This is a genomic window from Pseudomonas sp. R11F (assembly GCF_050312575.1).
Classification (GTDB): domain Bacteria; phylum Pseudomonadota; class Gammaproteobacteria; order Pseudomonadales; family Pseudomonadaceae; genus Aquipseudomonas; species Aquipseudomonas palleroniana.
The window spans coordinates 1-12,014 of the sequence record NZ_JBNPJU010000038.1 but is presented as its reverse complement, the minus strand read 5'-3'; the positions used below and the strand labels follow the sequence as shown (position 1 = coordinate 12,014).

Sequence of the window (12,014 nt, the reverse complement as noted above, 5' to 3'; positions counted from 1 at the left end):
ACCCATATGTTGGTTGATACACCGCTATCGGGAGCAAGCCCCCTCCCACACTCCCCTCCGGTTTAAGGCTTATTTACCGGATTTGATCTTGGTCCAGCTGCGTGTCATTTCACGCTGGGTCGCAGCCGGCAAGTCAGCAATGGCGTAGAGCTTGGCCTGCACATCGGCTGGTGGATAGATGCCTGGGTCGCTGGTGATTTCCTTGTCGACCAGTGCGGTAGCCTTCTCGTTACCGTTCGGGAAACGTACGCTGTCGGTGATCGCAGCCATGACCTCCGGCTTGAGCAGGTAGTTCATGAACTTGTAGGCGGCGTCGACGTTTTCGGCATCTTTAGGGATGGCGACCATGTCATAGAAACTGCCTGCACCTTCTTTCGGAATATCGTAGGCCACCTTGACCTTGCCGCCGGCTTCGGCCGCACGGGACTTGGCCTGCTGGATATCACCCGAGTAACCCACGGCGACACAGATGTTGCCGTTGGCCAGGTCCGAGATGTACTTGGACGAGTGGAAGTAGCTGATCGACGGACGGATTTTCAGGAACAGGTCTTCGGCTTGCTTGAGCTGTTTTTTATCCTGAGTGTCGGTTGGCAGGCCCAGGTAGTGCAGCGCCACCGGCAGCATTTCGGTCGGCGAGTCGAGGAAGCTCACGCCGCAGCTCTTGAGCTTGGCAATGTTTTCAGGCTTGAGCAGCACGTCCCACGAATCGATCTTGTCCACGCCCAGCGCGGCCTTGACCTTCTCCGGGTTGTAGCCGATGCCGATCGAGCCCCACATGTAAGGGAAGGCGTGCTTGTTGTCCGGGTCGCTGACCGACACGGCTTTAAGCAGGGATTTGTTCAGGTTGTCGTAGTTGGACAGCTTGGACTTGTCCAACTCCTGGTAGACACCGGCCTTGATCTGCTTGGCGAGGAAGTTGTTCGACGGAACGACGATGTCGTAGCCGGACTTGCCTGCCAGCAACTTGGCTTCCAGGGTTTCGTTACTGTCGAAAACGTCGTACACCACTTTGATGCCCGACTCTTTTTCAAAGTTGGCGATGGTGTCCGGTGCAATGTAGTCAGACCAGTTGTAGACGTGCAGCACTTTATCGTCTGCCTGGGCCGCACCCGCCATTGCGCCCATCAGGGACAAGGCGAGGAGAGTCTTGCCAGCGTTCTTCAAACCTAATGCCTTCATTATGGTGATGCTCCAATTTTTCTTTTTTGGGCCACGTTCTTTTATGTTCGGCGCCCTTGCGCAGGGCAACAAAACAGGGGGACAGTCTGGCAAGTTCAGGGGCCGGCTTTCAACCAAGGCCCCTACATTTATAACTGCTCAGTGAACCGCGTACTGAGCCTAGCACTTAGCCCTGCAATGCCGCCAAAGTCAGGTCCAGGCACGTCCGCGCCTTGGTCACCAGTTCGTCGATTTCGGCCTTGCTGATCACCAGCGACGGCGAAATGATCATGGTGTCACCCACGGCGCGCATGATCAGCCCGTTGTTGAAGCAGAAGTTGCGGCAAATCATGCCCACGCCTTTGCCTTCATAGCGCTTGCGGGTGACCTTGTCCTGGACCAGCTCGATCGCACCCAGCATGCCTGCACCGCGAACTTCACCCACCAACGGGTGGTCAGCCAGTTCCCTCAGACGTTTCTGCAAATACGGTGCCGTTTCTTCGTGCACGCGATCCACGATTTTTTCATCGCGCAGGATGCGGATGTTTTCCAGGGCCACCGCCGCTGCTACCGGGTGGCCGGAATAGGTGAAACCGTGGTTGAAATCACCCCCTTCGTTCAACACGGCAACCACATCGTCGTGCACGATCAGGCCGCCCATGGGCACGTAGCCCGAGGTCAGGCCCTTGGCGATGGTCATCATGTGCGGCTTGAGGTCATAGAAGTCGCTGCCGAACCACTCACCGGTACGGCCGAAGCCGCAGATCACTTCGTCGGCGACAAACAGGATGTCGTACTTGGCCAGGATTTCCTTGATGCGCGGCCAGTAGGTATCCGGCGGCACGATCACGCCACCAGCGCCCTGGATCGGCTCGGCAATAAAGGCACCGACGTTGTCCACGCCCAGTTCCAGAATCTTCTCTTCCAGTTGGTTGGCGGCCCAGACCCCGAACTCCTCGGGACTCATGTCGCCGCCTTCGCCGAACCAGTAAGGCTGGGCGATGTGGGTGATGCCCGGGATCGGCAAGTCGCCCTGCTCATGCATATACGTCATGCCGCCCAGGCTCGCGCCGGCCACGGTGGAACCGTGGTAGCCATTCTTGCGGCTGATGATGACTTTTTTGTTCGGTTGGCCCTTGATCGCCCAGTAGTGGCGGACCATGCGCAACATGGTGTCGTTGCCTTCGGAGCCGGAACCGGTGAAGAACACATGGTTCATGCCGGCCGGTGCAATGTCGGCAATCACCTTGGCCAGTTCCAGCACCGGCGGGTGAGCCGTCTGGAAGAACAGGTTGTAGTACGGCAGCTCTTTCATCTGCTTGGCGGCGGCGTCGGCCAGCTCATCACGGCCGTAACCGACCGCCACGCACCACAGGCCGGCCATGCCGTCGAGGATCTTGTTGCCTTCGCTGTCCCACAGGTACACACCGTGGGCTTTGGTGATGATCCGTGGGCCCTTCTCTTTCAATTGCTTGAAATCGCTGAACGGCGCCAAGTGATGATCGCTGCTCAAGGCTTGCCATTCACGGGTTTGCGGGTTGTTGCTGGACATACCAATCTCCTAGACTTTTCAGTGAAGGGCGCGCTGTTCCCACAGTGCGCCCGGCGCGTCAGACGGCGAAGAGCAGGAATTCCCGCTCCCATGAACTGATCACGCGCTTGAAGTTTTCATGCTCGGCCCGCTTGACCGCGACGTAGCCTGTGATGAATTTGCGACCCAGGTATTTCTCGATGGTCTTGCTGTTTTCCATGCGTTCCAAGGCATCTTCGATGGTCAACGGCAGGCGCAGATTGCGTCGCTCGTAACCACGGCCCACCACGGGCGCGCTCGGGTTATGGCCTTCGACCATGCCGATGAAGCCACACAGCAAACTGGCGGCAATGGCCAGGTACGGGTTGGCGTCGGCGCCCGGCAGGCGGTTTTCCACGCGGCGGTTCTGCGGGCCGGCATCCGGCACACGCAAACCGACGGTGCGGTTTTCTTCGCCCCATTCCACGTTGACCGGCGCCGAGGTGTCGGGCAGGAAACGGCGGAACGAGTTCACGTTGGGGGCAAACAGGGGCAGCAATTCAGGGATGAATTTCTGCAGGCCGCCAATGTGGTTGAGGAACAGTTGGCTCATGGTCCCGTCTTCATTGGAGAAGACGTTCTTGCCGGTGGCGATATCGATGATGCTCTGGTGCAAGTGCATCGCACTGCCGGGCTCGCCGGTCATCGGCTTGGCCATGAAGGTGGCGGCCACGTCGTGCTTGAGCGCGGCTTCGCGCATGGTGCGCTTGAACACCAGGATCTGGTCGGCCAGGGACAGGGCATCGCCATGACGGAAGTTGATTTCCATCTGCGCGGTGCCGTCTTCATGGATCAGGGTGTCGAGGTCCAGTTCCTGCAGTTCGCACCAGTCGTAGACATCTTCGAACAGCGGGTCGAATTCGTTGGCCGCTTCTATAGAGAAGGACTGGCGACCGGTTTCCGGGCGACCGGAACGGCCAATCGGCGGTTGCAGCGGGAAGTCCGGGTCTTCGCAGCGCTTGGTCAGGTAGAACTCCATCTCCGGCGCCACGATGGGCTGCCAGCCTTTATCGGCATAGAGCTTGAGGACTTTCTTGAGTACGTTGCGCGGCGACAGCTCGATCGGGTTGCCTTGCTTGTCGTAGGTGTCGTGGATCACCTGGGCGGTCGGCTCAATGGCCCAAGGCACCAGGAATACGGCGTTCTGGTCGGGGCGGCAGATCATGTCGATGTCGGCCGGGTCGAGCAATTCGTAATAAATGTCGTCTTCGACGTAGTCGCCGGTGACGGTCTGCAGCAGCACGCTCTCGGGCAGACGCATGCCTTTCTCGGCGATGAACTTGTTGGTCGGCGAGATCTTGCCCCGGGTGATGCCGGTGAGGTCGCCAATCATGCATTCGACTTCTGTGATCTTGTGGTCTTTCAACCAATCGGTGAGCTGGTCGAGGTTGTTACTCATAAATGCCTCTGGGCTGGGTTTCCTGACATCCATTAAAGGTCAGGCGTTGGTTGACGCAGCATCCGCGTCGCTTTTTCGTTCAGGGTAGGAGCTTACCCGTCATTTGCTGCTGCGTTGCATTCCTCAGGCCAAAGTTGTGCAGAATCATGATCGGCAGCGTGGACGGCAGCCGGTCAGTCACAGTTGAGAAGGCAAAAAGGAGGTCGGACAGGCCGTCAAGAATATTGGCCGGTACGCGGGCATTCACGCGGGGTGAACGGACTGCGGACAACGCCTGGCGCAAGCAGGCAAAGACGCCGAATGGCGGCAGGTGAAACATGAAACACCCCGGTATTATTGCTGTTATGGGTTTGAATCGAGCTTAGCCTTGTTCATTTTTTTACACAACACCCCCGTAAAAAATACAACACGGCCCGCTCAAGCCTGCGAGTCCCAAGCCCTTCAAACCCAAAAAACCGCCCCAAAAAGCCCCAAAAATGCCCTCGTGGCGCTTTTTTAGGGCGAAAAATGCCTCGCTTGACTTCGGCATGCCGTTCGGGTTGACTGAAACCAGAAAAGATCAATGATTGATATTTTTAACAACAAAGGTGTTGCATCATGTCGGTACCCCCGCGTGCCGTTCAGCTTAACGAAGCGAACGCGTTCCTTAAGGATCATCCTGAGGTTCTGTACGTAGACCTTCTAATTGCGGATATGAATGGTGTGGTGCGCGGCAAGCGCATCGAACGCACCAGCCTCCACAAGGTTTACGAGAAGGGCATCAACCTGCCTGCCTCTTTATTTGCCCTGGATATCAACGGCTCGACGGTGGAAAGCACCGGCCTGGGCCTGGACATCGGTGATGCTGACCGAATCTGTTATCCAATCCCCGATACCCTGTGCAATGAACCTTGGCAAAAGCGCCCAACCGCGCAGCTGCTGATGACCATGCACGAACTTGAAGGTGAACCTTTCTTCGCCGATCCGCGCGAAGTGCTTCGCCAGGTTGTCAGCAAATTCGACGACCTCGGCCTGACGATCTGCGCCGCCTTCGAACTTGAGTTCTACCTGATCGACCAGGAGAACGTGAATGGCCGCCCACAACCGCCCCGCTCGCCGATCTCCGGCAAACGCCCGCACTCGACACAGGTCTACCTGATCGACGACCTCGACGAATACGTCGACTGCCTCCAGGACATTCTGGAAGGTGCCAAAGAGCAAGGCATCCCGGCCGACGCCATCGTCAAGGAAAGTGCCCCGGCGCAGTTCGAAGTGAACCTGCACCACGTGGCCGACCCGATCAAGGCTTGCGACTATGCCGTACTGCTCAAGCGCCTGATCAAAAACATCGCCTACGACCATGAGATGGACACCACCTTCATGGCCAAGCCTTACCCAGGCCAGGCAGGCAACGGTTTGCACGTACACATTTCGATCCTGGACAAGGACGGCAAGAACATCTTTGCCAGCGAGGATCCCGAGCAGAACGCCGCATTGCGTCACGCGATCGGCGGTGTGCTCGAGACCCTACCCGCCCAAATGGCGTTCCTGTGCCCCAACGTCAACTCCTACCGGCGTTTCGGCGCGCAGTTCTATGTGCCGAACTCGCCGTGCTGGGGCCTGGACAACCGCACCGTGGCGATTCGCGTACCGACCGGCTCGTCCGATGCCGTACGTATCGAACACCGTGTGGCCGGCGCCGACGCCAACCCCTACCTGCTGATGGCTTCGGTCCTGGCAGGCGTGCACCACGGCCTGACCAACAAGATCGAGCCTAACGCACCGGTGGAAGGCAACAGCTACGAGCAGAACGAGCAGAGCCTGCCGAACAACCTGCGCGATGCCCTGCGTGAGTTGGATGACAGCGAGGTGATGGCCAAGTACATCGATCCTAAATACATCGATATCTTCGTCGCCTGTAAGGAAAGTGAGCTGGAAGAGTTCGAACACTCCATCTCCGACCTTGAGTACAACTGGTACCTGCATACCGTATAAACGGTTGCTGCGCTGATAAAGAACGCTTCCGACTTTGGTCGGCGGCGTTTTTTTATGCGTTTCTGCTAGGGCACTGGGTTGGCCTCATCGGGAGCAAGCCCCCTCCCACACTTGAATGTATTCACAAATCAAACTGTGGGAGGGGGCTTGCTCCCGATGGCGGCCTGGAAGACAACACAGATTCCTGCTCATACAATGCCCGCTGCCTTGTAGGAGACGTCCATGACTACCCGCCCCACCGCCCCTCGCAAACCCCGCGCCCGCAGCCAGGCCCGGATTGATGCGATCCTCGACGCCGCCCGCACCTTGCTGGCCGCCGAAGGCGTGGCGAGTCTGTCGATCTACAGCGTGGCCGAGCGGGCACAGATCCCGCCGTCGTCGGTGTATCACTTCTTCGCCAGCGTGCCGGCGCTGCTGGAAGCGCTGACCGCCGATGTGCACGCCGCTTTCCGGGCCGCCATCCAGGCACCCATCGAGCATGAGTCACTCAAGTACTGGCGTGATCTGTCCTACATCATCGAACAGCGCATGCTCGCCATCTACGACCAGGACGCCGCCGCTCGCCAGCTGATCCTGGCCCAGCACGGGCTGACCGAAGTGACCCAGGCCGACCGCCAGCATGATCTGGAATTGGGCGACTTGATGCTCACCGTGTTCAATCGGCATTTCGAGGTGCCGACCTTACCCGCCGATGTGGATGTGTTTGCGCTGGCACTGGAGCTGAGCGACCGCGTCTATGCGCGCTCGGTGCATCAGCATGGGCTGATTACGCCGCGCATGGCGGAAGAAGGAATGCGGGTGTTTGACGCGTATGTGGGGTTGTACCTGCCGGCTTACCTGCCCAAGCGTTGAGTTCCGGGGTGGTTGAAAGGGCCTCATCGGGGGCAAGCCCCCTCCCACACTTTGAATCTATTCACCGATCAAATGTGCGAGGGGGCTGCCCCGATGGCGGCCTCAAGAACGATCACAACTTGGCGATCGACACCTCGGTGGATTTCACAAAGGCAATCACTTCACTGCCAATCACCAGCTCCAGCTCTTTGACCGAACGGGTGGTGATCACGGACGTGACGATGCCGGATGCGGTCTGTACGTCAATTTCCGACAGCACATCGCCTTCGACGATTTCCTTGATGGTGCCTTTGAACTGGTTACGCACGTTGATAGCTTTAATAGTCATGGTCTTCTTCCTTCATGGGACAAGTGAGTTATTGAGCCCATCGCAATTGCGTAGGCAGCGGTGAAACAGGTTCCGGTTCCGGCGGCGAGCCAGGCAGCGACAGCACACGGTTGAGCACTTCGGCTTCGAGTGCGGCCAAGCGGTGCGAGCCTCGGGCTCGTGGGCGTGGCAGGTCGACAACGAGGTCCAGGCCGATTTCACCGTCTTCGATCAGGATCACCCGGTCGGCAATGGCCACGGCTTCGCTGACATCGTGGGTCACCAGCAACACGGTAAAGCCATGCTTGCGCCACAGGTTTTCGATCAGTTGCTGCATCTCGATGCGGGTCAGCGCGTCCAACGCGCCCAGCGGCTCGTCGAGCAGCAACAGGCGCGGCTGGTGAATCAATGCGCGAGCCAGGGCCACGCGCTGCTTCTGGCCACCGGACAAGGCCGCCGGCCACTCATTGGCACGTTCGGCCAGGCCCACTGCGTCCAACGCCTCCAGGGCCTGGGGACGCCAGTTGCCCTTGAGGCCGAGGCCCACGTTGTCGATGATCTTTTTCCACGGCAGCAAGCGCGCTTCCTGGAACATCAACCGCGTATCTTCAATCGCTTCATCAAGCGGCGCGGAACCCGCCAGCAGCTCACCGCCACTGGCTTTGTCCAGACCCGCCAACAGGCGCAGCAAGGTGCTTTTACCGCATCCGCTGCGGCCAACCACGGCCACAAACTGGCCGGCCGGGATATGCAGGTCTATCTCTTTGAGCACTTCCCGCGCACCAAAGGCCTTGCGCAATTTGCGCACCGCCAGCGGGATGCCTTTAAGCAGGCGCGGAGGTTGTTGAGCCGTCATGCCGCACCTCCTTTATTGACTTGGTAAGCCGGGTGCCAACGCAGCCACACACGTTCCAGGCCACGGGCGGCAAGGTCGGCCAGTTTGCCGAGGACCGCGTAAAGCACGATGGCCAGCACCACCACGTCGGTTTGCAGGAATTCGCGGGCGTTCATGGCCAGATAACCGATGCCGGAGCTGGCCGAGATGGTTTCCGCCACGATCAGCGTCAGCCACATGAAGCCCAAGGCAAAGCGCACCCCCACCAGAATCGACGGCAGCGCTCCCGGCAGGATCACCTGACGGAACAGGCTGAACCCGGACAGGCCATAGCTGCGCGACATTTCCACCAGCGCCGGGTCGACGTTGCGGATGCCGTGGTAGGTGTTCAGGTAGATCGGGAACAACGTACCGAGCGCCACCAGGAAAATCTTCGCCGTCTCGTCAATGCCGAACCACAGGATCACCAACGGAATCAGCGCCAGGTGCGGCACGTTGCGGATCATCTGTACCGAACTGTCCAGCAGGCGCTCGCCCCATTTCGACAAACCGGTGATAAAGCCCAGGGCCAGGCCGATGCTGCCACCGATCAAGAACCCAAGGCCCGCACGCCAGCCGCTGATCGCCAAATGCGTCCAGATTTCGCCGCTGCGCACCAGGTTGATCCCGGCTTCGATCACCGCACTCGGCGCCGGCAGAATGCGCGTGGACAACCAGCCCGCCGACACCGACAACTGCCAGATCGCCAACAACAGGATCGGCAGCAGCCACGGCGCGATGCGCTGGCTCAATTTTTCAAGATTCATGGCGCCGCCTCAGCTCTGTGATGCAGCTTTGGGAAGGATGTCGTTGGCGACCATCTCACCGAACGGGCTGACGTAACCGGCGCTTTTCGGCAATTCGGGACGTTCGATATCCAGGTGTGGGAACAACAGCTCGGCCACCCGATACGACTCTTCCAGGTGGGGATAACCCGAGAAGATAAACGTATCGATACCCAGGTCTGCGTATTCCTTGACCCGCGCCGCTACCGTCGGGCCATCACCCACCAGTGCCGTACCGGCACCGCCGCGCACCAGGCCGACGCCGGCCCACAGGTTGGGGCTGACTTCGAGGTTGTCGCGGCTGCCGCCATGCAGCGCGGCCATGCGTTGTTGCCCAACCGAATCAAAGCGCGCCAGGGAAGCCTGGGCACGGGCAATGGTGTCGTCGTCCAGATGGGAGATCAGCTTGTCGGCGGCTTTCCAGGCTTCCTCATTGGTTTCGCGCACGATCACATGCAGGCGGATACCGAAGCGCACGGTGCGCCCAAGCTTGGCGGCCTTGGCACGTACCTGTTCGATTTTCTCGGCGACGGCAGCAGGTGGCTCGCCCCAGGTGAGCACCATTTCCACCTGTTCGGCAGCCAGGTCCTGGGCCGCTTCGGAGGAGCCGCCAAAATACAGCGGCGGGCGCGGTTGCTGGATAGGTGGGTAGAGCAACTTGGCGCCTTTGACGCTGATGTGCTCGCCGTCGTAATCCACCGTTTCGCCTTCCAGCACGCGGCGCCAGATCCGAGTGAACTCCACCGAGGCCTGATAGCGCTCTTCGTGGCTGAGGAACAAGCCGTCACCGGCCAATTCTTCCGGATCGCCACCCGTGACCAGGTTGAACAGCGCACGACCACCGGACAGGCGATCCAGCGTCGCCGCCTGACGCGCGGCCACCGTCGGGGAAATGATCCCGGGGCGTAGCGCGACCAGGAATTTCAGACGCTGGGTCACGGGGATCAGCGAAGCGGCTACCAGCCAGGAATCTTCGCAGGAGCGACCAGTGGGAATCAGCACGCCGCCGAAGCCCAGGCGGTCGGCGGCCTGGGCCACTTGCTGCAAGTAACCGTGGTCGACGGCGCGAGCGCCTTCGGCGGTGCCAAGGTAATGGCCGTCGCCATGGGTAGGCAGAAACCAGAAAATATTGAGGCTCATGGAGTTGTCTCCTGAAGAAGTCGGATTACGGCGCTTTGGCGACGGCGGCGGGTGGAGTCCAGATCACGTCCTTGATGCTCAAGGGTTTGGGGATCAATTTGAGTTGGTAGAAGCTGTCGGCGATTTTCTGCTGAGCGGCGACCACCGCCGGCGTCAGGAACAGTGCGCCGTAGCCTTGGCGCTTGACTGAAGTCAGGGTGATGTCGGCCGGCAGGCCAAGCAGCGGTGCGACCTGTTCGGTGACCTCCTGCGGGTTGGCCTTGGACCACTCGCCCACCGCACGCACTTCTTCCACCAGCGCCTTGATGACGTCCGGGTGCTGTGTGGCATAAGGCTTGGTGGCGAGGTAGAACTGATGGTTGTCGGCAATGCCGGTGCCGTCACGCAGGGTGCGCGCTTGCAGTTGTTTTTCAGCGGCGGCCTGGTAAGGGTCCCAGATCACCCAGGCATCCACGCTGCCACGCTCGAAAGCAGCACGGGCATCGGCGGGCGGCAGGAATACGGTTTGCACGTCGGTGTATTTGAGGCCGGCGTCTTCCAGTGCACGCACCAGCAGGTAGTGCACGTTGGAGCCTTTATTGAGCACAATTTTCTTGCCCTTGAGCTCGGCCACCGATTGGATCGACGAATCCTTCGGCACCAGGATCGCTTCGCTGGTGGGCGCCGGTGGCTCGTAGGCGACGTAGAGCAGATCGGCACCGGCCGCCTGGGCGAAGACCGGCGGGGTTTCACCGGTGACGCCGAAGTCGATCGAGCCGACGTTCAAGCCTTCCAGCAATTGCGGGCCACCGGGGAATTCAGTCCATTGCACTTGCACGCCCTGGGCGGCCAGGCGCTTCTCGAGGGTGCCCTTGGCCTTGAGCAACACCAAGGTGCCGTACTTCTGATAACCGATCCGCAAGGTCTCGGCCGCTTGAGCTTGAACAATGGCGCCGAAGGACACAGCCGCAGCAAACAGTGCGACCAGACCACGACGCAAGATGACAGTGCGCATGGCGCTCTCTCCAATTTGCGATGAGGGGGTTGGCTGCACCTGCTTGGCCGTTGGCGGCTGAGTAAGGTGAGTACTACAAAAAACGGTACGGCTTAAATGCTCCAGCGAGCACTCAACAAACGTTCATTCAACACGTGGGGGTCCAGCGGTTTCGGGCGACGGGCCATGGCGTCGTAAAGTGTCTCCAGGGCCTCATGCAAACGCTGTTCGAGCACGGGCACCAGTTGCGCCTGGGCACTGCCTTCGCCGTAGGCGATCTGACTGTCTTCGGCAAAGATGCCGTGCAGCAACTCCTGGGCTTTCAGGGCCGAGAGCACAGGCTTCAGGGCGTAATCCACCGCCAGCATGTGGGCGATGCTGCCACCGGTAGCCATGGGCAATACGATCTTGTGCGCCAGGGCGCGTTCGGGCAGCAGATCGAGCACGGTTTTCAGCGCGCCGGAAAATGAAGCCTTGTACACCGGCGTGGCGATGACCAGGCCGTCGGCGTTGGCCACTTGCTGCAACAGGTCGATGACTTTGGGGCTGTCGAAGCGGGCGTGCAGCAAGTCTTCGGCCGGGAAGTCCCGTACCTGATAACTCACCACTTCCACGCCTTTTTGCTGTAGCCACTGACGGGTTTTCTCCAGCAAGACCCCAGAGCGGGACCGCTGGCTGGGGCTGCCTCCAAGTGTTACGACCAGCATGCAGGTATTCCTTGAGCAAGTGTCGGCGGTTCGCTGGGTGGCGATTGCGCCAAGATGGGAGAGACCATATCAGCTGATTTATATATCTATAAATCTTATTTTTTCATTTGTTTATTCCATAAATATATATGCAGTCCGTATTTCTCGAGGCGAAAAAAAAGGCCGTCGAAACGGCCTGAAATCCCCTGCTATGTGAGACTTGAAATGCGATTCAACTGTGGGAGGGGGCTTGCTCCCGATGGGGGTGTGTCAGTAGTGGATGTATTGACTGACAC

General features: G+C 59.5%; 12 protein-coding genes. 2 read left to right on the top strand and 10 right to left on the bottom strand.

Features of this window, described 5'->3' with window-relative positions; translation table 11 throughout:
• Nucleotides 1-69: 69 nt before the first annotated feature.
• From ACQRBV_RS10605 to ACQRBV_RS10590, 4 genes are all read right to left on the bottom strand, one after another.
• Entirely contained in the window at nt 70-1,164 is a 1,095-nt protein-coding gene (locus tag ACQRBV_RS10605; RefSeq protein WP_090372294.1) for a polyamine ABC transporter substrate-binding protein, read from the bottom strand.
• Nucleotides 1,165-1,345: 181 nt separating this feature from the next.
• On the bottom strand, nt 1,346-2,710 hold the full coding sequence (locus ACQRBV_RS10600) for an aspartate aminotransferase family protein (RefSeq protein ID WP_411985401.1): 1,365 nt from the start codon (nt 2,708-2,710) through the stop codon (nt 1,346-1,348).
• Nucleotides 2,711-2,768: 58 nt separating this feature from the next.
• Nucleotides 2,769-4,127 carry a glutamine synthetase family protein gene (locus tag ACQRBV_RS10595; protein WP_060753539.1) on the bottom strand — a complete coding sequence of 453 codons (1,359 nt, stop codon included), beginning with the start codon at nt 4,125-4,127 and terminating at the stop codon, nt 2,769-2,771.
• A 79-nt stretch (nt 4,128-4,206) separates the two neighbouring features.
• Nucleotides 4,207-4,446, bottom strand: a complete 240-nt coding sequence (locus ACQRBV_RS10590; protein WP_090368103.1) for a hypothetical protein — start codon at nt 4,444-4,446, stop codon at nt 4,207-4,209.
• Between the two features lie 278 nt (nt 4,447-4,724).
• On the opposite strand from ACQRBV_RS10590, the gene ACQRBV_RS10585 reads away from it, so the two are divergent.
• Together ACQRBV_RS10585 and ACQRBV_RS10580 are read left to right on the top strand one after the other, a co-directional pair.
• Entirely contained in the window at nt 4,725-6,101 is a 1,377-nt protein-coding gene (locus tag ACQRBV_RS10585; RefSeq protein WP_010207341.1) for a glutamine synthetase family protein, read from the top strand.
• A gap of 222 nt (nt 6,102-6,323) precedes the next feature.
• The gene (locus tag ACQRBV_RS10580) at nt 6,324-6,953 is read left to right on the top strand and encodes a TetR/AcrR family transcriptional regulator (protein ID WP_411985400.1); all 630 of its coding nucleotides are present in this window, start codon (nt 6,324-6,326) and stop codon (nt 6,951-6,953) included.
• A 112-nt stretch (nt 6,954-7,065) separates the two neighbouring features.
• Here ACQRBV_RS10580 and ACQRBV_RS10575 read toward each other — a convergent pair whose 3' ends face one another.
• From ACQRBV_RS10575 to ssuE, 6 genes are all read right to left on the bottom strand, one after another.
• Nucleotides 7,066-7,281, bottom strand: a complete 216-nt coding sequence (locus ACQRBV_RS10575; RefSeq protein WP_003213899.1) for a TOBE domain-containing protein — start codon at nt 7,279-7,281, stop codon at nt 7,066-7,068.
• Nucleotides 7,282-7,309: 28 nt separating this feature from the next.
• On the bottom strand, nt 7,310-8,116 hold the full coding sequence (gene ssuB, locus ACQRBV_RS10570; RefSeq protein ID WP_060753543.1) for an aliphatic sulfonates ABC transporter ATP-binding protein: 807 nt from the start codon (nt 8,114-8,116) through the stop codon (nt 7,310-7,312).
• Nucleotides 8,113-8,901, bottom strand: a complete 789-nt coding sequence (gene ssuC, locus ACQRBV_RS10565) for an aliphatic sulfonate ABC transporter permease SsuC (protein ID WP_060753544.1) — start codon at nt 8,899-8,901, stop codon at nt 8,113-8,115. The genes ssuB and ssuC overlap by 4 nt, the downstream gene beginning before the upstream one ends.
• 9 nt (nt 8,902-8,910) lie before the next feature.
• Nucleotides 8,911-10,059: an FMNH2-dependent alkanesulfonate monooxygenase gene (ssuD, locus tag ACQRBV_RS10560; protein WP_060753545.1), complete on the bottom strand. Its 1,149-nt coding sequence runs from the start codon at nt 10,057-10,059 to the stop codon at nt 8,911-8,913.
• A 25-nt stretch (nt 10,060-10,084) separates the two neighbouring features.
• Nucleotides 10,085-11,053 carry a sulfonate ABC transporter substrate-binding protein gene (locus ACQRBV_RS10555; RefSeq protein WP_090368095.1) on the bottom strand — a complete coding sequence of 323 codons (969 nt, stop codon included), beginning with the start codon at nt 11,051-11,053 and terminating at the stop codon, nt 10,085-10,087.
• A 92-nt stretch (nt 11,054-11,145) separates the two neighbouring features.
• Nucleotides 11,146-11,739 carry an NADPH-dependent FMN reductase gene (ssuE, locus tag ACQRBV_RS10550; protein WP_060753547.1) on the bottom strand — a complete coding sequence of 198 codons (594 nt, stop codon included), beginning with the start codon at nt 11,737-11,739 and terminating at the stop codon, nt 11,146-11,148.
• Nucleotides 11,740-12,014 lie beyond the last annotated feature (275 nt).

Excerpts from the sequence above, each read along its gene's own strand:
- ACQRBV_RS10600 (WP_411985401.1), bottom strand. The coding sequence starts at position 2,710 with ATGTCCAGCAACAACCCGCAAACCCGTGAATGGCAAGCCTTGAGCAGC.
- ACQRBV_RS10595 (WP_060753539.1), bottom strand. The coding sequence starts at position 4,127 with ATGAGTAACAACCTCGACCAGCTCACCGATTGGTTGAAAGACCACAAG.
- ACQRBV_RS10590 (WP_090368103.1), bottom strand. The coding sequence starts at position 4,446 with ATGTTTCACCTGCCGCCATTCGGCGTCTTTGCCTGCTTGCGCCAGGCG.
- ACQRBV_RS10585 (WP_010207341.1), top strand. The coding sequence starts at position 4,725 with ATGTCGGTACCCCCGCGTGCCGTTCAGCTTAACGAAGCGAACGCGTTC.
- ACQRBV_RS10580 (WP_411985400.1), top strand. The coding sequence starts at position 6,324 with ATGACTACCCGCCCCACCGCCCCTCGCAAACCCCGCGCCCGCAGCCAG.
- ACQRBV_RS10575 (WP_003213899.1), bottom strand. The coding sequence starts at position 7,281 with ATGACTATTAAAGCTATCAACGTGCGTAACCAGTTCAAAGGCACCATC.
- ssuB (WP_060753543.1), bottom strand. The coding sequence starts at position 8,116 with ATGACGGCTCAACAACCTCCGCGCCTGCTTAAAGGCATCCCGCTGGCG.
- ssuC (WP_060753544.1), bottom strand. The coding sequence starts at position 8,901 with ATGAATCTTGAAAAATTGAGCCAGCGCATCGCGCCGTGGCTGCTGCCG.
- ssuD (WP_060753545.1), bottom strand. The coding sequence starts at position 10,059 with ATGAGCCTCAATATTTTCTGGTTTCTGCCTACCCATGGCGACGGCCAT.
- ACQRBV_RS10555 (WP_090368095.1), bottom strand. The coding sequence starts at position 11,053 with ATGCGCACTGTCATCTTGCGTCGTGGTCTGGTCGCACTGTTTGCTGCG.
- ssuE (WP_060753547.1), bottom strand. The coding sequence starts at position 11,739 with ATGCTGGTCGTAACACTTGGAGGCAGCCCCAGCCAGCGGTCCCGCTCT.